The organism is Bradyrhizobium sp. 159, assembly GCF_023073795.1.
In the GTDB taxonomy this organism is placed as follows: Bacteria; Pseudomonadota; Alphaproteobacteria; order Rhizobiales; family Xanthobacteraceae; genus Bradyrhizobium.
The window spans coordinates 169,103-187,071 of record NZ_JADPKE010000088.1 but is presented as its reverse complement, the minus strand read 5'-3'; the positions used below and the strand labels follow the sequence as shown (position 1 = coordinate 187,071).

The window sequence follows — 17,969 nt, the reverse complement described above, 5'->3', positions numbered from 1 at the left end:
TATAAAGAATATGCGAGTTGCTCATGAACACCCATGACCTTGTCGCTTTCGTCGCGGTGGTCGAGACCGGATCGATCGTCGCGGCCTCGGCACGCCTCAATCTCACGCAGCCCGGCGTGACACGTCGCATCCAGAATCTCGAGGAGATGCTGGGGGCACAGCTCCTGGATCGGCTGTCGAAGCCGCTGAAACCGACGGCGGCGGGCCACGAGGCCTATGAGCGGGGCCGGCGCTTGCTCAGGATGCTGGACGACCTCAAGTCGGGCGTTGCCGATGACGGCATGGTGCGCGGCGAGTTCAGGCTCGGTCTGACGCCGTTCCTCTCGGAGGCAGGGTTGACCGGACCGCTCGATGCTGTGCGCGCCGAATTTCCCGCACTTGCCGTCCGTGTTGTCTCAGGTTGGTCGCCAAATCAGCTCGAACGTGTCTGTCGCAATGAACTCGATGCCGCCGCGATCTGTCTGCCTGACGGAGCCGTGCCGCCTGCCGATCTCGTTGCCGATGATCTCGGTGCGCAGCCGGTTGTATTTGTCGTCGCGCGCGACATGAAGATTCCGCGCATCGTGGACCTGGAACGACTGTCGCAGCTATCCTGGGTGATCAACCAGGACGGTTGCGGGTTTCGCGATACGCTGAAACGAAAGTTCGATGCCGCGCATCTTCCGTTCAATATCGCGGTAGAGGCGTTGGACAGCGAACTGCGCCTGTCGCTGGTGTCGCGCGGCCTCGGCATCGGGCTGGTCACTCCGATCGCACTGAAGCACAGCGCGTTTCGTGACAAGCTCAAGGCCGTCGCTGCGCGCGACTTCAAACCCGCCGTGCGCGCATGGATGATCCATCGCGCGCCCGCCGGGCGTCTGGAGCGGCCGATCAAGCTCTTCCGCGACGAGCTGGACAGAGAGCTCCAGGCCCTGATCGGGCGTTAGCGCAGCTTCCCCCGCGCCGCGACCGGCAGTGTGCCGATGATCTCCTCGCCGCGCACCATCACGACCTCATCCATCATGTTGACGACGACGCAGACATGGTTCGGCACGATGCGGACGACGTCGCCGACGTTCGGCCGCGTGTTGCTGCGGGAGAGGTCGAGGAAGCCGTGCTCCTCGGCAAAGCGCGCGATCTTCGCTTCGGGATGCTCCAGGATCAGGCCGTGACCGTCGAGGCCGCCGGTGTCCGTGGTCAGCGTCTTCGAACCGGCATCGAGAATGCCGCGCTCGGGCGCGGCGCGGCTCACCACTGTCGAATAGATGTGCAGTGCGCAGTCGTCCCAACTGGCGACGCCGGCGGCGACCTGCATGCGGTCGTTGTAGATATAGGTGCCGAAGCGGTGCTCGGTGCCGCCCTTGAGCTTGCCGAGGTTCTTCAGGTTCGGCGTGCCTCCGGTGGAGACGATCTTCGCGTCCAGCCCGTGCGCGCGCACGCCGGCTAGCGCCTCGTCGTAGAATTTTTGCGCGTCCGCCCAGCCGGTCTCGGTCGGATACATCAGAAAGCCGGCGAACTGCAGTCCTTTGGACGCGCCGATCTCCCGCGCCAAAGCGATTGCTTCGGCCGGAGTCTCGACACCGGCGCGCTTGCGGCCCGTGTCGCATTCGACCACGACCGAGAGCGGGCGGCCTGATGCGGCGGCTGCCTTGGGGAGCCCTGCGACGACGGTCGAATTGTCGGCGGCCACGGTCATGTTGGCCTTCGCCTGGAGCGCGCCGAGCCGCGCCATCTTCTCTTCGCCCAGGAGATTGTAGCTGATCAGGATATCGTCGATGCCCGCATTGGCCATGATCTCGGCTTCGCCGAGCTTCTGGCAGGTGATCCCCTTGGCACCGGCCGCAACCTGCATCTTTGCAATCGTCGGGTTCTTGTGTGTCTTGATGTGGGGACGATTGGCGATGCCGGCATCATCGCAGGCCTTCTGGATGCGCGCGATGTTGCGCTCGACCCTGTCCATGTCGATGACGGCGCAGGGCGTGCCGTATTCGCGGGCGATCTTTGCGGCGAGGGGGGTGGTCATGGAAGTCCTTTAGTTGGCGCGTATTCCAATCGCAAAACCGGTGCCCACTTTTGCGGAATACGCGCTATGCCTGTTCAATCTCTTCGCGGAGCATTTCGAGTTCGAGCCAGCGCTCTTCGGCAGCAGACAATTCTTCATGCGCCTTGGCGATGGCGGCGGAGGTGTCGTCGAACTTCTTACGATCCTTGGTGTAGAGGTTGGGATCGTCGAGCACGCGTTGCAGCTTGGCGATATCGGCCTGCAACGCTTCCATCTTCTTCGGCAGCGTTTCCAGCGCGTGCTTCTCGTTGAAGCTCAGGCGCCGCTTTGGCGCGGCAGCGGGAGCAGCTGGCCGCTCCTCTTTCTTCTCCGCCGAGGCTTGCGCCTTTGCCGTATCACGCTTCAAGTCCGCGCCGCGCTGCGCCAGCATGTCGCTGTAGCCGCCGGCATATTCGATCCATTTGCCGTTACCCTCGGGCGCGATCACGGAGGTGACGACGCGATCGAGGAAATCGCGGTCATGGCTGATCAGGATCACCGTGCCCTCGTAATCGCCGAGCATCTCCTCGAGCACGTCCAGAGTGTCGAGATCGAGATCGTTGGTCGGCTCGTCCAGCACCAGGAGGTTCGAGGGCTTTGCCAGCGCGCGGGCCAGCATCAGCCGGCCACGCTCGCCGCCGGAGAGCACCTCAAGGGGCGTGCCGCGCTGTTCCTGTGCGAACAGAAAGTCCTTCATGTAGCCGACGACATGCTTCGGCTTGCCGCCGACCATGATGTGATCGCCGCGGCCACCGGTCAGCGCTTCAGCCAGCGTCGACTTCGGATCGAGGCTTTCACGGTGCTGGTCAAGCGTTGCCATCTCGAGATTGGCCCCGAGCCGCACAATGCCGGAATCCGGCTGCATGCCGCCGGTGAGCAGATTGACCAGGGTGGTCTTGCCGGCGCCGTTCGGCCCGATGATACCGAGCCGATCGCCGCGCTGAATGCGGGTGGAGAAGTTTTCGACGATCTTCCGCTCGCCATAGGCCTTGGTGATGCCTTTGGCCTCGATCACCAGCTTGCCGGACTGCTCGGCCTCCGCGGCTGCCAGATTGGCGCTGCCGGCGCTGCCGCGATAATTGAGACGCTGGTCGCGCAGCGCATGCAGATTGGCGAGGCGCTTGACGTTGCGCTTGCGCCGGCCGGAGACGCCGTGGCGCAGCCAGTGCTCCTCGTCGATGATCTTGCGGTCGAGCTTGTGCTGGTCGCGCTCTTCCTCCGCCAGCACCTCGTCGCGCCAAGCCTCGAACGAGGCAAAGCCGCGGTCGATCTGCTTGATCTTGCCGCGGTCGAGCCAGGCGGTGGAGCGCGACAGGTTGGTGAGGAAGCGGCGGTCGTGGCTGATCAGCACCAGCGCACTGCGCCGGCTGTCCAGCTCCTTTTCCAGCCACTCGATGGTGGAGAGATCGAGATGGTTGGTCGGCTCGTCCAGCAGCAAGATGTCGGGCGAGGGCGCCAGCACGCGGGCGAGCGCGGCACGACGGGCCTCGCCGCCGGAGACGTTATGCGGGTTCTCCTCGCCGGTGAGCCCGAGCTGCTCCAAAAGATAACGCGCCTGGTGCAGGTCGTCGCCGGGCGCGAGGCCTGCCTCGACATAGCCGAGCGTGGTCTTGTGCTCGCCGAAGTCCGGCTCCTGCGGCAGATAGCGCACGGTAGCGCCAGGCTGCACGAAGCGCGTGCCGCCGTCGGGTTCGACCAGGCCGGCCGCGATCCTGAGTAGCGTCGACTTGCCGGAGCCGTTACGGCCGATCAGGCAGACGCGTTCGCTTGGCGCGACATTGAGCTCGACGCCGCTCAAAAGCGGGGTGCCGCCAAACGTCAGCCTGATGTCTTTCAGTTGGATCAGCGGCGGCGCCATGGTCAGCTCTGACTGGTTGCGGCCGCATCAGCGCGGCGGCGCTGAATCCGGCGCAGCGTCTGATCGAGCGCCGAGAGGAATGCGGAACGGTCGCGCGGCGCGAACGAGCGCGGGCCGCCGGTGACTTCGCCGGCCGAACGCAGATCCGTCATGAGGTTGCGCACCGCCAGCGTCATGCCGATCGATTCCTCCGTGAACGGCTTGCCGTTCGGTGCGATCACGTCGGCGCCCGCCTTGACGCAGCGGCTGGCCAGCGGAATGTCTGATGTCACGACAACATCGCCGGGCTTGGCGCGCTCCGCGATCCAGTCGTCGGCCGCGTCCATGCCCGGACCGGCGGCGATGCGCTCGATCAGGCGATCTTGGGGCACGCGGATGAAATTCCCGGCAACCACGCTCACGGGCACGCCGTGGCGGAGCGCGACGCGGTAGATCTCGTCCTTCACCGGACAGGCGTCGGCATCGACATAGATGCGGGTGGGGGTGTCAGTCATTGGCCCGCGTGGTACCCCATTCGGGCCGCAAAGGCGAGGGGATTGACCGGTGTTCCCTGGGCTCTACGATCAGCTCCGAAACAACAAGAACGGGGAACGCCAGCCATGCCGGACCGGCTCGAAACCTATCGCGTCGAAGCCTACAACACTGCAAAGCAGTCCGAGAACAAGATGCACGACGACACGGTGGCGCGCCGTTTCGGCTTTTCCGGCGGGCTGGTGCCGGGCGTCGATGTCTTCGCCTACATGATGCACGTGCCGATTGCCCGCTGGGGCCGCGATTTCCTCACCCGCGGACTGGTCGAGGCGCGCTTCATCAAGCCGGTCTATGACGGCGAGACCGCCGATGTCGATGCCACCGAGCACAACGGCCTACTGACGATCGAGGTGTTCAGTCGCACCGAGCTTTGTGCGACCGGCACGGCCACGTTGCCAGCGGCGGCGCCGGCGATTTCGCTGACCGATTATGTCGAGGTGCCTGTTGTTGCCGAGCGCGCGCCAGTCGGTCCGGCGACGTTCGAAACGGGGAAATGGCTGGGCACGATTCCGCGTCGCTGGGCTGGACAGGATGCGGCCGACTATCTCGCCGACATCAGGGAGACCGATCCGATCTTCGCATGCGAGGGGCTCGGCCATCCCGGCCTGATTCAGCGCGTCATGAACCGCGTGCTGGTCGACAACACCATTCTGGGTCCGTGGATTCACGTCGGTAGCCGTATGCAATTGCTGGCGGCCGCGCGCGCTGGCGACGAGATCACCGCGCGGGCAAGAGTCACCGCGAATTACGAGAAGAAGGGCCACCGCTTCGTCGAGCTCGACGCGCTGATTGTCGCCAACGGCACCACGCCGCTGGCGCACTGCCAGCACACCGCGATCTACCAGCCGCGCGAGCAGGCGGCGGCGTAATTACCGACACCGTCATTCCGGGGCGATGCGAAGCATCGAACCCGGAATCTCGAGATTCCGGGTTCGGTCCTGCGGACCGCCCCGGAATGACGAGGTGAGATTTAAGGACGGCGTCAAGCCCGGCCATGACGACCGAAGAAGCGCGGCCCTTACGCCGCCTTGGCCTTCGCCTCTTGGATCGCCCGCCACACCCGCTCCGGCGTGAGCGGCATGTCGATGTGCTTGATGCCGTACTCTGAAAGCGCGTCAAGCACCGCGTTCACCACCGTCGACAGGCTGCCGGCGCAGCCGGCTTCACCGCAGCCCTTGCTGCCGAGCGGATTGGTCGTGGCCGGCACCGGATGATCGCCGACCGTCATGTTCGGCACATCCTCGGCGCGCGGCAGCGCGTAGTCCATCAGCGAGCCCGTGATCGGCTGGCCGCTGTCGTCGTAGCGGATCTGCTCCATCAGCGCCTGACCGATGCCCTGGACGACGCCGCCATGGAGCTGGCCTGCGACCAGCATCGGATTGATCACCGTGCCGAAATCGTTGACCGCGCTGTAGCGCACGATCTGCACCACGCCGGTCTCCGGATCGATCTCGACCTCGGCGACGTGGCAACCGTTCGGGAAGGCCGACGGCACCGGCTCGCTGGTGTGGTCGACGTCGAGGCTGTCAGGCACGCCCTCCGGCACCTTGCCACCATGCAGGCGCTGCGCCAGCTCCATGATGTCGATGCTGCGATCGGTGCCAGCGATGGTGAAGCGGCCGCCTTCGAACTCGATGTCGGCCTCGGACGCCTCCAGCATGTGCGCGGCGGCGCGCTTGCCCTTTTCGATCACGAGCTTGGCGGCGCCCACGATCGCCATGCCGCTGGCGGTGATCGAGCGCGAACCGCCGGTGCCGTTGCCAGCGTGCACGATGTCGCTGTCGCCCTGGACGAGCTTGACGCGCTCGAAGGGCACCCCGAGCTGCTCGCTCAAGACTTGCGCAAACGGCGTCGCGTGGCCCTGGCCGTAATCGAGCGTGCCGGTGATGAGCTGCACGGTGCCGTCAGGGTCGAACACGATCTTGCCGAGCTCGGGGCTCGGCGGGGCCGTGACCTCCAGATAGGAGCCGACCGCGATGCCGCGCAGCTTGCCGGCCTTTTTGCTTTCCTTCTTGCGCTTCGCGAAATTCTCGTGGTCGGAGATTTCGAGTGCCTTGTTGAACACGGCCTGGAAGTCGCCGCTGTCATAGGTGACGCCGGAGGAGGCCGCGAACGGCATCTGGTCCGGCTTGATGAAGTTGCGCTTGCGCAAGGTCAGTCGGTTGATGCCCATCTCGTCGGCGGCGCGGTCGATCAGCCGCTCCATGTAATAGTTCGCCTCGGGCCGACCGGCGCCGCGATAGGCGCCCATCAGCGTGGTGTTGGTCAAAACCGTCTTGATGTCGACCGCCATGAGCGGCGTGCGATAGACGCTGGAAAAATTCTTGCCGGTGTTGAGCGAGAGCGGCCCCGGCGCAACGCCAGTGATGTAGGCGCCGAGATTGCCGTAGCCGGAGAGCTTGGCCGCGAGGAAATGCCCCTCGGCATCGAGCGCGAGCTCGGCATGGATCTTTTGTGCACGGCCGTGGCTGTCGGAGAGAAAGCTGGTGGAGCGCTCGTCCAGCCATTTCACCGGCCGCTCCAGCGCCTTCGCCGCGTACAGGATGCACATGTACTCGGGATAGTTGATGTTCTTCATGCCGAAGGAGCCGCCGACATTGGCGGTGAGGATGCGTACCTTCTCGTTCGGCACTTTCAGGTTCTTGGCGAGATTGGCCCTGTTGCCGGCGACACCCTGCGTCGGCACCTGAAGCGTGTAGCGCTCGGTCTTCTTATCGTAGGAGGCAAGCCCCACGCGCGGCTCCATCGAAACCACCGCGACGCGGGTATTCTCTATATCGAGCTTGGTGACATGGGCGGCGCTGGCAAACGCCGCGTTGACCTTCTCCATGTCGCCATAGTGGTAGTCGAGCGCGACGTTGTTCGGGATATGGTCGTAGAGCTGCGGCGCGCCGGGCTTGGCCGCCTCCTCGGGGTCCGTCACTGCCGGCAGCGGCTCGATGTCGACCTCGACGGCCTCGGCCGCATCGCGCGCCTGGGCCAGCGTCTCTGCCACCACGAAGGCGACGGGATCGCCGACGAAGCGGACCTTGTCGGTCGCCAGCGGCTGACGGTTGGTCTGAAGCAGGGGCGAGCCGTCGCGGCTCTTCAGCGGCAGGCCGCAGGTGAAGGGGCCGTAGCCGGCTGCATCGAGATCCGTGCCGGTCCATACCCCCAGCACGCCCGGCATCGCCTTGGCGGCATCAATGCCGATGCCGCGGATGATGCCATGGGGATGGGTGGAACGGACGACAACGGCATAGGCCTGGCCGGGCAGGTTGAAATCATCGGTATAGCGGCCTTTGCCGCGCACCAGCGTGTCGTCCTCCTTACGTCGGACGGGCTGCCCGACGCCATATTTTTGCAGTGCAATAGCGTTTTCGAGCGCGGACGATTTGGTGTGTTCTTGCATGGAGTTGACCTGAAAAGCCGGTATTTGCGCATTTTCGCGGCAGCGGGAGACCGGACCTCACTGAAATAACCCACGGCCCCGTTCACGACAACGCACGAATGGGCATGGTCCCATGTGATGCGATGTTGCGCAGACCTGCTGCGCTGCTAATGTTTCAGGCGAAAAGCAATTCCAGATCGGCCCGATGGGTCGCGGAAAGACAGTTTGTATGAATGACCACACGCGGCTCCGCGATGGCCTTGGGCTGCACGGTGAGCTGGATGGGTCGATGGCGGCGGTGGCGTTGGCCACTGTACCGGCCGTCGGCGCGCAGGCGCCGGGAACCGGCGTCTATGCCGCGCTGGACCTCGGCACCAACAATTGCCGGCTCCTGATCGCCTGTCCGACCCAGGACGGCTTTCGCGTAGTCGATTCCTTCTCGCGCATCATCCGGCTCGGCGAGGGCGTCTCGGCAACGGGATGCATCAGCGAGGCGGCGATCGAGCGCGCCATCGCGGCGCTCAGCATCTGCCGCGACAAGATCAATTTGCGCAAGGCGCGGCGGCTGCGCCTGATCGCGACCGAAGCCTGCCGCGCAGCCTCGAATGCGGAAGGTTTCCGCAGCCGTGTCGCGGCCGAGACCGGCATCGAGCTGGAGGTGATCGACCGCGAGACCGAGGCGGCGCTCGCCGTGCTCGGCTGTTCGCCGCTGGTGGATCCCAGGGGACGCGGCGCGATCCTGTTCGACATCGGCGGCGGCTCGACCGAACTGGTGCGGATCGAGCGCGATCCACAAAATCCCCAGCCGCGCATAAAAGCCTGGATGTCGATCCCGCTTGGCGTCGTCACGCTCGCCGAGCAGTTCGGCGGCCGCGACGTGACGTCGGAGATCTATGCCGCGATGGAGCACGAGGTTGCGAGCCACGTCGCGCCGTTTGCGGAAGAGCATGGCGGCGATCTCGCCGACATGCATCTGCTGGGCACCTCGGGCACGGTAACCACGCTCGCCGGCATCCATCTCAACCTCGCGCGCTACGACCGCCGTCGCATCGACAGCATCTGGATGAACGATTCCGACATCACCGCGACCATCAACAAGCTGCTCGGTATGAGTTACGAGGAGCGTGCCGGCAACAGCTGCATCAGCATCGAGCGTGCCGATCTCGTGCTCGCCGGCTGCGCCATCCTCGATGCTATCAGGCGCGCCTTTCCGCTGCCGCGTCTCCGCGTCGCCGATCGGGGCCTGCGCGAAGGCATGCTGGTCGAGATGATGCGCGAGGACGGCGCTCTCAGGAGCTGGTGAGATGGCCAAGGACACCACCGGCCGCTTGCACGTCCAAGTCAAGACCAAGGTCAAGACCGGCGGCAAGCGCAAGCTCTCGTCGAAGCTGTGGCTGGAGCGGCAGCTCAACGATCCCTATGTCGCGAAAGCCAAGGCGGCGGGCTATCGCTCGCGCGCGGCGTTCAAGCTCTTGGAGATCGACGACAAGTTCCGTCTACTCAAGCCAGGCCTGGCCGTGGTCGATCTCGGCGCCGCGCCCGGCGGCTGGAGCCAGATCGCGGCCAAGCGCGTCGGCTCCGCGGAAGGCAAGGGCAAGGTCGTCGCGATCGACCTGCTGGAGATGCCGGAGATCCCGGGCGTCGATTTCGCGCAGCTCGATTTCATGGACAATGACGCCCCCGAGAAGCTCACCGCGATGCTGGGCGGCGGCGCCGACGTCGTGATGTCCGACATGGCGGCCAACACCACCGGCCACCGCAAGACCGACCAGCTCCGCATTGTCGGCCTCGTCGAGACCGCGGCGGCCTTTGCCTGCGACGTGCTCAAGCCCGGCGGCAGTTTCCTGGCAAAGACCTTCCAGAGCGGTGCCGACGCTGATCTGCTCGCCCAGCTCAAGCGCGATTTCACCGCCGTGCGTCACGTCAAGCCGGCCGCGAGCCGCCAGGATTCCTCGGAACGCTACGTGCTGGCGACGGGGTTTCGGGGCGAGGCGAAGGCGTAACCACAAGCGCTGTCATTCCGGGGCGCCTCGAAGAGGCGAGCCGGGAATCCATTTCTCCTCGCGCTCCGCGGCACAATAGATTCCGGAGATTCCGGGCTCGATGCTGCGCATCGTCCCGGAATGACCGAAGGAACTCACCCCAGCCGCTGATCCCGCACGTCCTGGGTATCCTCGCTCGCTGCCTTGAGCGCTGCCTTCTCTGCGCCCTTGCCGGCACCTTTGCGGCTTGCGATCTCCGCCGCCTTGCGGCCGGAGATCTCGTGACCGGCGTCAGCGGGCATCTGCCAGAAGAACCAGCTCGAGGCCGCCGAGGTCAGCGCGACCACGACAAAGGCCGGCGCGAACACGGTGGCGTTGAGCTCGCTGACATGACTGAACCACATGGTCGTCTCGACGCAGGCGGCGCCGACGGCGACGCCGGCGGAGACCGCGAGCTGCTGGTTGACGCTGACCAGCGTGGTGGCCCGGCTCATCTGGGCGGTCTCGACATCGGCATAGGCGACCGTGTTGATGGCGGTGAACTCCAGCGAGCGGAAGAAGCCGCCGACCACCAGGATCACCATGATGATGAGCAGCGGCGTCGTCACCGTGAACAGCGCGCAGACGCCGAGGAAGAATGCGCTGATGATCGCGTTCACCGTCATCAGATTGCGGAAGCCAAAGGCGCGGATGATGCGCGCCGCCAGCGTCTTCATGCCCATGGCGCCGAGCGAGGAGGCGAAGGTGACGAGGCCGGAGTGGAACGGCGACAGGCCGAAGCCGATCTGCATCAGGAGCGGCAGCAGGAAGGGCAGCGCGCCGATGCCGAGCCGGAACATGAAGCCGCCGAGCACGGCCGCGCGTAGCGTCGGCAGCTTCAGCAGCGAAAAATCCAGCACCGGCGATCCCGTCCGCCTTGCGTGGATGACGTAGAGCGCCATCGAGATCGCGCCGCCCACCACCAGCGCGGCAACCGTGCTCCAGGGCAGCAGGTTGAGCCCGGCGACGGAGAGACCAAACGCGATGCCGGCCAGTCCGATGCCCGCCAGCATCATGCCGTAGAGGTCGAATGGTTCCTGAGTCTCGCTCTTGATGGGATCGATGAAGCGCAGCGCCATGAAGATGCCGAGCAGCCCGATCGGGATGTTGATCAGGAAGATCCAGTGCCAGGAAGCGTAGGTGGTGATGAAGCCGCCGAGCGGCGGGCCGATCACCGGGCCGATCAGGGCAGGGACCGTCACCCAGGCCATCGCGTTGACCAGCGCGCTCTTGTCGACCGAACGCAGCAGCACGAGACGCCCGACCGGCGTCATCATGGCCCCGCCCATTCCTTGCAGGATGCGCGCGAACACGAAATCGGTGACCGAGGTCGAGAGCGCGCAGCCGACCGAGCCGACCATGAACACGCCGACCGCGATCGCGAACACCATGCGCGCGCCGAAGCGGTCGGCGGTCCAACCGCTCGCCGGGATGAACACGGCCAGCGACAGCAGATAGGAGGTGATCGCGAGCTTCAGCGTCAGGGGACTGGTGCCGATATCGGCCGCGATCGCCGGCAGCGAGGTGGCGATCACGGTCGAGTCCATGTTCTCCATGAAGAGAGCAGTGGCCACGATCAGCGGAATGACGCGTTGCTTGTCGACCATGACGGATTGGTAATGAAAATCGGAAGGAAGAGTGGACTTGCGGCTTATCACCCCCGTCAGGCCGGGACCATTGCGCAACAACGCATAGCACCTAAATCCCGCGTAACGGTGTGACCCGCTTCAACGGTTGCACCCGGGGGAGTCGCGCTGCCTCGTCATTGCCGGGCCCCTTCTGGCGCCAGCCCGGAATGACGGTGGGTGGGGGCGCGCACAGGCTATCCCCGCTGAATCTGCCCAAAAAGCCTGTGCATGGCTGGCCGGCGGTCCGAATTGCTTTGATTCGTCACGCGGCCGTGCTATCGACCCGCGTCAACCCCACCGATGGGCTCCGATTCTCCGGCGATGCCGCAAGGCACGCCGAGGGCGGCGCTCATCCATAGCTATTTGCGGCAGGGCCGCAGGAAGGAGTTGGCAGATGGCCACGGTGCAACTTCAAGGCATTCGCGAAGCCTTCACGTTCGACGACGTGCTGTTGAAGCCGGGCCTGTCGGACGTCATGCCGGGCGAGGTCGACATCCGTTCCCGCGTCACCCGCGCCATTCCGCTCAACATCCCGATCATGGCCTCCGCCATGGACACCGTCACGGAGGCGCGGATGGCGATCGCCATGGCGCAGGCCGGCGGCCTCGGCGTCATCCATCGCAATTTCGATCCCGACGGGCAGGCTGCCCAGGTGCGGCAGGTCAAGCGCTACGAGTCGGGTATGGTGGTGAACCCGCTCACCATCAGCCCCGAGGCGACGCTCGACGACGCACTCAAGCTGATGAGCGATCACGGCATCTCCGGCATTCCCGTCGTCACCGGCGCCGGCAAGTCCACGCCGGGCAAGCTGGTCGGCATTCTCACCAACCGCGACGTGCGGTTTGCGACCAATCGGCAGCAGAAAATCTCCGAGCTGATGACGCACGAAAATCTCGTCACGGTGCGCGAGAATGTCAGCCAGGACGAGGCGCGACGGATGCTGCACCAGCATCGCATCGAGAAGCTGCTCGTGGTCGACGAGCAATATCGCTGCGTCGGCCTCATCACCGTAAAGGACATGGAAAAGGCGGTGGCCCATCCGCTCGCCTGCAAGGATGCGCAGGGCCGCCTGCGCGTTGCTGCTGCCACCACTGTCGGCGACACCGGCTTCGAGCGCACCGAGCGCCTGATCGACGCCGGCGTCGACCTCGTCGTCGTCGACACCGCGCACGGCCACTCTCGCCACGTGCTGCACGCCGTCAACCGCATCAAGCGTCTCTCCAATTCCGTGCAGGTCGTTGCCGGCAACGTTGCCACCACCGAAGGCGCGCAGGCACTGATCGACGCGGGTGCGGATTGCATCAAGGTCGGCATCGGCCCGGGCTCGATCTGCACCACGCGCATCGTCGCCGGCGTCGGCGTGCCGCAGCTCACCGCGATCATGGATGCGGTGGAAGCTGCGAAGAAGTCCGACATTCCGGTCATCGCCGACGGTGGCATCAAGTTCTCCGGCGATCTCGCCAAGGCGCTCGCCGCCGGCGCCGACATCGCCATGGTCGGCTCGCTGCTCGCCGGCACCGACGAGACGCCGGGCGAAGTGTTTTTATGGCAGGGCCGCTCCTACAAGGCCTATCGCGGCATGGGCTCGGTCGGCGCGATGGCGCGCGGCTCGGCCGATCGCTACTTCCAGCAGGACATCAAGGACGCGCTCAAGCTCGTGCCTGAGGGCATCGAGGGCCAGGTACCCTACAAAGGCCCGGTCGGTAACGTCATGCACCAGCTCGCCGGCGGCTTGCGCGCCGCGATGGGCTATGTCGGTGCGCGCGACATGAAGGAGCTGCACCAGAAGGCCCAGTTCGTCCGCATCACCGGCGCGGGCCTGCGCGAAAGCCACGTCCACGACGTCACCATTACGCGCGAAGCGCCGAACTATCCGGGCGGGGGCTAGTCGTTTTCGCTCTCGTGCCCCGGACGCAGCGCAGCGCTCTTTCAGCGGTGTGCTGCAGAGCCGGGGCCCAGTGTTCTTCCATACTGGGCAATCATCCGTGCTGCGTGGGTCCCAGCTCTGCGCAGCAGCGCAAGAGCGCTGCAGCGCGTCCGGGACACGAGAACGGCGCATGCCTCCCCGACCACCCCCTCCACTGCTTTTGTATTGACGCGCCTCGCTCCCTCCGCTTCGCTCGCAACGAAGAAACTCCGGAGGAAGCCATCATGTCCCAAGGCAAACGCATCGTTCTCGCCGCGCGTCCCGTCGGCGAACCCAAGCCATCTGATTTTCGCCTGGAGGAATTCGCGGTGCCGACGCCTGCGGCAGGCGAGGTCCTGCTGCGCACGATCTGGCTGTCGCTCGATCCCTATATGCGCGGGCGCATGAGCGAGGGGCCATCCTACGCCGCACCGGTGCCAATTGGCGGCGTGATGGAAGGCGAGGCGGTCAGCGAGGTCGCGGCGTCCAACAATCCGGATTTCGCGGTAGGCGATATCGTGCGCATCCGCTCCGGCTGGCAGACCCACGCAATCTCGAACGGCAAAGGATTGATCAAGGTCGATCCCAAGCTCGGCCCGATCTCGACCTCGATCGGCCTGCTCGGCATGCCCGGCATGACCGCCTATACGGGCCTGCTCGACATCGGCAAGCCGCAACCCGGCGAGACCGTCGTCGTCGCCGGCGCCTCAGGTGCGGTCGGCTCGGCCGTCGGCCAGATCGCGAAGATCAAGGGTGCGCGCGCGGTCGGCATCGCCGGCGGCAAGGACAAGTGTGATTACGTCGTCAAGGAGCTCGGCTTCGATGCCTGCATCGATCACCGCAGCCCCGATCTCGCGGCCAAGCTCAAGGACGCCTGCCCGAAGGGCATCGACGTCTATTTCGAGAATGTCGGCGGCGCGGTGTTCGAGGCGGTGTTCCCGCTGCTCAACCCCTTCGCGCGCGTGCCGGTCTGCGGCCTGATCGCGCATTACAACGACACCGAGGCCAAGCCGCCAAAATGGGCCGCATCCTTGATGCGCGCGACCCTGACCAAGCGCCTGACCTTCCGCGGCTTCATCGTCTCCGACTTCGCCGCGCGCCATGGCGATTTCCTGCGCGACATGTCGGCCTGGGTCCGCGAGGGCAAGGTGAAATACAAGGAGTTCGTCACCGAGGGCCTGGAGAGCGCGCCCGGCGCCTTCATGGGCCTCTTGAAGGGCGCCAATTTCGGCAAGCAGCTGGTGCGGGTCGGACCGGACAAGGTCTAGCTGCGCCGGGGCCACACGCCGGAGGGTATGGTTAAGAAAGAGTCACCAAATGGTCACACCTGGCGGCAAAAGCCGCAGGTGTGACCCGTGTTCATTGACCCCGAGGTGAAGGCATTGAATCATCGCGCATATTTTAGGTGCTGCGATGTTAGAGATTGGTATTTTCTGCGTAATCCTGCTGGCAGCCGGCTATTGGGCGACCATGTTCGTCATGGGCCGGCGCGACGACGTCATCCATGGCAAATTCGTGCATGTCGACGAGGAGGGCGATTTCATTCGTCCAGCGCTGCCGGCGCTGCCGCCGCCATTCCCGAAGCGTCCGGTCAAAGCCGCCCAGCCGGCCAGGGTCCAGCCTGCCAAGGATCCCACGGCCAAGCCGGTCAACAGCGAGGCGCTGCAATCCTTGCTGGCCGCGATCCAGCAGGACCTCAAGAGCGTCGCCTGAGCCGTCAAGCACGCATTAGTGCGCGTCGCCCATCTGGGCGAGGAGCTCTTCGATATCGACATCGACCTGGCCCGCGGCCCTGATGTGGCGGACCTCAAAACTGTCGGGCTGGAAACGATACTCGACGAGCCCGACTTCCTTGATCGCGATCCGGTCCTGGCGCGCATCGTTGATGACGAAGCCGGCCGACGGCGCCCAGACATGGCGGGTGTGACGATGGGTGAAGTCGCGCCGCTGGTGCACATGACCGCTGGCGATGAGGCGGAGATCGACGTGCTCGAACATCTCGATCAGTCGCGCCCGGGCCGGCTGCGGCACATAGCGGATCGAGGTGTCCGGCGTTTCGGGATCTTCCGGCAGGTTGAGAAACAGCGGCTTGTGCAGGAACAGCGCGACCGGCTTTGCAGTGGTGCGCGCGATCTCGCGGGCCAGCCAGTCGAATTGTTCGGCCTCGAAGGCGAGCCCTGAATTCATGACAAGTGAATCGAGGCCGATGAAGCACCAGCCGGCAGCCTCGAACGCCCAATGGTCCTCGCCGATGATGTCGCAGAATTGCCGGCGGTGCGCCTCGCTGACCGGCGGCTTCGGTGCCGGTCCAATCATGGTTGGATTGTCGCCGATGTCGTGATTGCCGGGGAGATAGCGGCAGGCGACGGGCAGGGCATCGTGCAGGCTTTTCGCGAATGCGACATCGTCCACGCCGGTCGGACCGTCGAACGAGACATCGCCGGTATTGATGACGAGATCGGACCTGATGGCGTCGATGTGCTCGCTGACGCGGTGGAAGTTGGCGATCAAGCCTGGAAAGCGCCGGCCGAGATGGGTGTCGGAAATCTGCGTGAGGCGAAATTCGGACATGCGTTCATCATACCGGTTCTCACGCGTCGGAACGATGACGGTGCGGGCATGCGTCGCACCGAACAAAGTTTAAAGCACGCGATAGCGGATCGTGTAGCCGTCCTGCGGGGCGACGGGGCCGGCGAGCGGCGAGGCGATGCGGTCGGCATGGCGGTCTCTCGCCTCGCGGCCCGCGGGGGCCGAAATCGCCTTAACGATCGACATTTGATCGCGAGAGCGGGAACACGGGTTCAAGTCGTTCATTGTCAGCGCCAAAAGTCGCGGCTAATGACGGTTAGCGGCATTTCGCCTCCCGGGAAAGTTCCGATGTCCGTTCAAATGGTCCTGCTGCCGGTCTTCGTGCAGGTCGCTCTCACCTTCGCGCTCTTGATTGGCATGGTCGTCGCGCGCCGCAAGACGCTAGTCTCGGGCGAGACCAAGATCCGCGACATTGCACTCGGCGAGCCGAACTGGCCGAAGGGCGCCACACAAATCGCCAATTGCTACCGCAACCAGTTCGAGCTGCCGGTGCTGTTCTACGTCCTGATCGCACTGGCGCTGCCGCTGCGCCGTGCCGATCTCTTCATCGTGCTGATGTCCTGGGTGTTCGTGGTGACGCGCTTTGCCCATGCTGGCGTTTTCGTCACCTCCAACGATCTCGGCCGGCGCTCCACGGTCTGGCTCGCCGGCGTGCTGGTGCTGTTGGCGATGTGGATCTATTTCGCGCTGAAGCTGCTCTTGCTGATCTAGGCGCCTGTGCGCCAATCTATTTGAAAGATTTGAAATGACGCCCGCTGCCCGGCTGTCCGCAGCCATCGAATTGATCGACACCATCGAGAAGGACCGCGTGCCTGCGGCCAAGGCGCTGAAGGAGTGGGGCACCGCGCACCGCTTCGCCGGTTCCGGCGACCGCGCCGCCATCGCCGGCCTGGTCTGGGACGTGCTGCGCCGTTACGCCTCGAGCGCGTACCTGATGGATGCCGATACTGCGCGGGCGCGGCTGATCGGCATGCTCCGCCTCGAGCGCAACATGGACACGGCCACCATGGCCGCGATGTTCGACGGCAGCCGGTTTGCGCCAGCGCCGCTGACGGAGGCCGAGCAGGCCGCGCTCGCCTCGCGTTCCCTGAAGGATGCGCCCGCCGCTGTGGCCGGCGACTATCCAGACTGGCTCGATGCCCACCTTGCAAGAGTATTCGGCGAGGACCGTGCCGCCGAGGCCGCGGCGATGGCGAGCCGGGCCCCGCTCGACCTGCGCGTCAACACGCTAAAATCCAATCGGGACAAGGTGCTGCGTGCACTTGCTCATCTTCATGCAAAACCGACGCCTTGGTCCGCAACCGGCCTTCGCATCGAGCTTTCGGCCGACGCGCGCAACCCGGGCATCCAGGCCGAGGAGGATTTCATCAAGGGCGCCATTGAGGTGCAGGATGAGGGATCGCAGCTTGCAGCCCAGTTCACTGCGGCAAAACCCGGCGAGCAGGTGATCGACCTCTGCGCCGGCGCCGGCGGCAAGACGCTGGCGCTCGCCGCCCTGATGCAGGGCAAGGGCCGGCTGATCGCCACCGACCGTGACAAGCGCCAGCTCGCCCCGATCCACGAGCGGCTATCGCGCGCCGGCGTCCACAATGCCGATGTCCGCACGCCCAAGGGCGACGCCGATCCGCTTGCCGACATCCGCAGCACCGCCGATCTCGTCGTCATCGACGCGCCCTGCACGGGAACTGGTACCTGGCGCCGCAACCCCGACGCCAAATGGCGCATGCGGCCGGGCGCCCTGGAAATCCGCCTGCGCGACCAGGCCGAGGTGCTGGAGCGCGCGGTTCCGCTGGTGAAGCCGGGGGGCCGCATCGCCTACATCACCTGCTCGGTGCTGCCGGAAGAGAACGGCGAGCAGGTCAGGGCGTTCACCGGCCGCCATCCCGAGTTCACGGTCGTCCCGCCCGAGCAGACCGCGAGCGTATGGGACGAGGCGGAGGCGTTTGGCGAGGCCGCACTGCAATCGGATGAAGGCTGGCTGATGACGCCGCGGCGGACCGGGACGGACGGGTTCTTCGTTTCGGTGCTGAGGAAATCGGGCTGACG

At 65.3% G+C, this 17,969-nt stretch carries 15 protein-coding genes and 1 pseudogene; 9 read left to right on the top strand and 7 right to left on the bottom strand.

The annotated features are described in order from the left end of the window. Nucleotides 1-23: 23 nt before the first annotated feature. Nucleotides 24-926, top strand: coding sequence for a LysR family transcriptional regulator (locus IVA96_RS26095; protein WP_247420138.1), 903 nt, complete (start codon nucleotides 24-26; stop codon nucleotides 924-926). Here IVA96_RS26095 and IVA96_RS26090 read toward each other — a convergent pair. From IVA96_RS26090 to IVA96_RS26080, 3 genes are all read right to left on the bottom strand, one after another. Then, complete coding sequence (locus IVA96_RS26090; RefSeq protein ID WP_247420137.1) at nucleotides 923-2,002, bottom strand: D-TA family PLP-dependent enzyme; 1,080 nt, start codon at nucleotides 2,000-2,002, stop codon at nucleotides 923-925. The genes IVA96_RS26095 and IVA96_RS26090 overlap by 4 nt on opposite strands. A 64-nt stretch (nucleotides 2,003-2,066) precedes the next feature. Beyond that, nucleotides 2,067-3,878 carry an ATP-binding cassette domain-containing protein gene (locus IVA96_RS26085; protein ID WP_247420134.1) on the bottom strand — a complete coding sequence of 604 codons (1,812 nt, stop codon included), beginning with the start codon at nucleotides 3,876-3,878 and terminating at the stop codon, nucleotides 2,067-2,069. 2 nt (nucleotides 3,879-3,880) lie between these two features. Further along, nucleotides 3,881-4,372 (bottom strand): YaiI/YqxD family protein, encoded by a 492-nt coding sequence (locus tag IVA96_RS26080; RefSeq protein ID WP_247420132.1) that lies wholly within the window; start codon nucleotides 4,370-4,372, stop codon nucleotides 3,881-3,883. Nucleotides 4,373-4,477: 105 nt separating this feature from the next. Here IVA96_RS26080 and IVA96_RS26075 point away from each other — a divergent pair, with 105 nt between their 5' ends. Next, nucleotides 4,478-5,278, top strand: a complete 801-nt coding sequence (locus IVA96_RS26075; protein ID WP_247420131.1) for a hypothetical protein — start codon at nucleotides 4,478-4,480, stop codon at nucleotides 5,276-5,278. 149 nt (nucleotides 5,279-5,427) lie between these two features. Here IVA96_RS26075 and IVA96_RS26070 read toward each other — a convergent pair whose 3' ends face one another. Continuing rightward, the gene (locus tag IVA96_RS26070) at nucleotides 5,428-7,800 is read right to left on the bottom strand and encodes a xanthine dehydrogenase family protein molybdopterin-binding subunit (protein WP_247420130.1); all 2,373 of its coding nucleotides are present in this window, start codon (nucleotides 7,798-7,800) and stop codon (nucleotides 5,428-5,430) included. 208 nt (nucleotides 7,801-8,008) lie between these two features. Here IVA96_RS26070 and IVA96_RS26065 point away from each other — a divergent pair, with 208 nt between their 5' ends. Beyond that, the gene (locus IVA96_RS26065) at nucleotides 8,009-9,082 is read left to right on the top strand and encodes a Ppx/GppA phosphatase family protein (protein WP_247420129.1); all 1,074 of its coding nucleotides are present in this window, start codon (nucleotides 8,009-8,011) and stop codon (nucleotides 9,080-9,082) included. 1 nt (nucleotide 9,083) lies between these two features. After that, on the top strand, nucleotides 9,084-9,782 hold the full coding sequence (locus IVA96_RS26060; RefSeq protein WP_247276958.1) for an RlmE family RNA methyltransferase: 699 nt from the start codon (nucleotides 9,084-9,086) through the stop codon (nucleotides 9,780-9,782). A 134-nt stretch (nucleotides 9,783-9,916) separates the two neighbouring features. Here IVA96_RS26060 and IVA96_RS26055 read toward each other — a convergent pair whose 3' ends face one another. Beyond that, the gene (locus tag IVA96_RS26055; protein ID WP_247276959.1) at nucleotides 9,917-11,407 is read right to left on the bottom strand and encodes an MFS transporter; all 1,491 of its coding nucleotides are present in this window, start codon (nucleotides 11,405-11,407) and stop codon (nucleotides 9,917-9,919) included. 415 nt (nucleotides 11,408-11,822) lie between these two features. On the opposite strand from IVA96_RS26055, the gene guaB reads away from it, so the two are divergent. From guaB to IVA96_RS26040, 3 genes are all read left to right on the top strand, one after another. Further along, nucleotides 11,823-13,316, top strand: coding sequence for an IMP dehydrogenase (guaB, locus tag IVA96_RS26050; protein WP_247276960.1), 1,494 nt, complete (start codon nucleotides 11,823-11,825; stop codon nucleotides 13,314-13,316). Nucleotides 13,317-13,579: 263 nt separating this feature from the next. After that, nucleotides 13,580-14,602 (top strand): NADP-dependent oxidoreductase, encoded by a 1,023-nt coding sequence (locus tag IVA96_RS26045; protein WP_247420128.1) that lies wholly within the window; start codon nucleotides 13,580-13,582, stop codon nucleotides 14,600-14,602. Between the two features lie 145 nt (nucleotides 14,603-14,747). Next, nucleotides 14,748-15,047 (top strand): hypothetical protein, encoded by a 300-nt coding sequence (locus tag IVA96_RS26040; protein WP_247420127.1) that lies wholly within the window; start codon nucleotides 14,748-14,750, stop codon nucleotides 15,045-15,047. A 15-nt stretch (nucleotides 15,048-15,062) separates the two neighbouring features. Here IVA96_RS26040 and IVA96_RS26035 read toward each other — a convergent pair whose 3' ends face one another. After that, the gene (locus IVA96_RS26035; protein ID WP_247420126.1) at nucleotides 15,063-15,905 is read right to left on the bottom strand and encodes a metallophosphoesterase; all 843 of its coding nucleotides are present in this window, start codon (nucleotides 15,903-15,905) and stop codon (nucleotides 15,063-15,065) included. Between the two features lie 69 nt (nucleotides 15,906-15,974). Next, a pseudogene (locus IVA96_RS35910) lies at nucleotides 15,975-16,055 on the bottom strand (acriflavin resistance protein); the annotation flags it as partial. 156 nt (nucleotides 16,056-16,211) lie between these two features. Here IVA96_RS35910 and IVA96_RS26030 point away from each other — a divergent pair. After that, nucleotides 16,212-16,634, top strand: coding sequence for an MAPEG family protein (locus IVA96_RS26030; protein ID WP_247420123.1), 423 nt, complete (start codon nucleotides 16,212-16,214; stop codon nucleotides 16,632-16,634). 34 nt (nucleotides 16,635-16,668) lie between these two features. Then, entirely contained in the window at nucleotides 16,669-17,967 is a 1,299-nt protein-coding gene (locus IVA96_RS26025) for an RsmB/NOP family class I SAM-dependent RNA methyltransferase (RefSeq protein WP_247420119.1), read from the top strand. Nucleotides 17,968-17,969 lie beyond the last annotated feature (2 nt).

Bases quoted from the DNA above. Each gene is read 5' to 3' on its own strand.
- IVA96_RS26095 (WP_247420138.1), top strand. From the start codon at position 24: ATGAACACCCATGACCTTGTCGCTTTCGTCGCGGTGGTCGAGACCGGA.
- IVA96_RS26090 (WP_247420137.1), bottom strand. From the start codon at position 2,002: ATGACCACCCCCCTCGCCGCAAAGATCGCCCGCGAATACGGCACGCCC.
- IVA96_RS26085 (WP_247420134.1), bottom strand. From the start codon at position 3,878: ATGGCGCCGCCGCTGATCCAACTGAAAGACATCAGGCTGACGTTTGGC.
- IVA96_RS26080 (WP_247420132.1), bottom strand. From the start codon at position 4,372: ATGACTGACACCCCCACCCGCATCTATGTCGATGCCGACGCCTGTCCG.
- IVA96_RS26075 (WP_247420131.1), top strand. From the start codon at position 4,478: ATGCCGGACCGGCTCGAAACCTATCGCGTCGAAGCCTACAACACTGCA.
- IVA96_RS26070 (WP_247420130.1), bottom strand. From the start codon at position 7,800: ATGCAAGAACACACCAAATCGTCCGCGCTCGAAAACGCTATTGCACTG.
- IVA96_RS26065 (WP_247420129.1), top strand. From the start codon at position 8,009: ATGAATGACCACACGCGGCTCCGCGATGGCCTTGGGCTGCACGGTGAG.
- IVA96_RS26060 (WP_247276958.1), top strand. From the start codon at position 9,084: ATGGCCAAGGACACCACCGGCCGCTTGCACGTCCAAGTCAAGACCAAG.
- IVA96_RS26055 (WP_247276959.1), bottom strand. From the start codon at position 11,407: ATGGTCGACAAGCAACGCGTCATTCCGCTGATCGTGGCCACTGCTCTC.
- guaB (WP_247276960.1), top strand. From the start codon at position 11,823: ATGGCCACGGTGCAACTTCAAGGCATTCGCGAAGCCTTCACGTTCGAC.
- IVA96_RS26045 (WP_247420128.1), top strand. From the start codon at position 13,580: ATGTCCCAAGGCAAACGCATCGTTCTCGCCGCGCGTCCCGTCGGCGAA.
- IVA96_RS26040 (WP_247420127.1), top strand. From the start codon at position 14,748: ATGTTAGAGATTGGTATTTTCTGCGTAATCCTGCTGGCAGCCGGCTAT.
- IVA96_RS26035 (WP_247420126.1), bottom strand. From the start codon at position 15,905: ATGTCCGAATTTCGCCTCACGCAGATTTCCGACACCCATCTCGGCCGG.
- IVA96_RS26030 (WP_247420123.1), top strand. From the start codon at position 16,212: ATGTCCGTTCAAATGGTCCTGCTGCCGGTCTTCGTGCAGGTCGCTCTC.
- IVA96_RS26025 (WP_247420119.1), top strand. From the start codon at position 16,669: ATGACGCCCGCTGCCCGGCTGTCCGCAGCCATCGAATTGATCGACACC.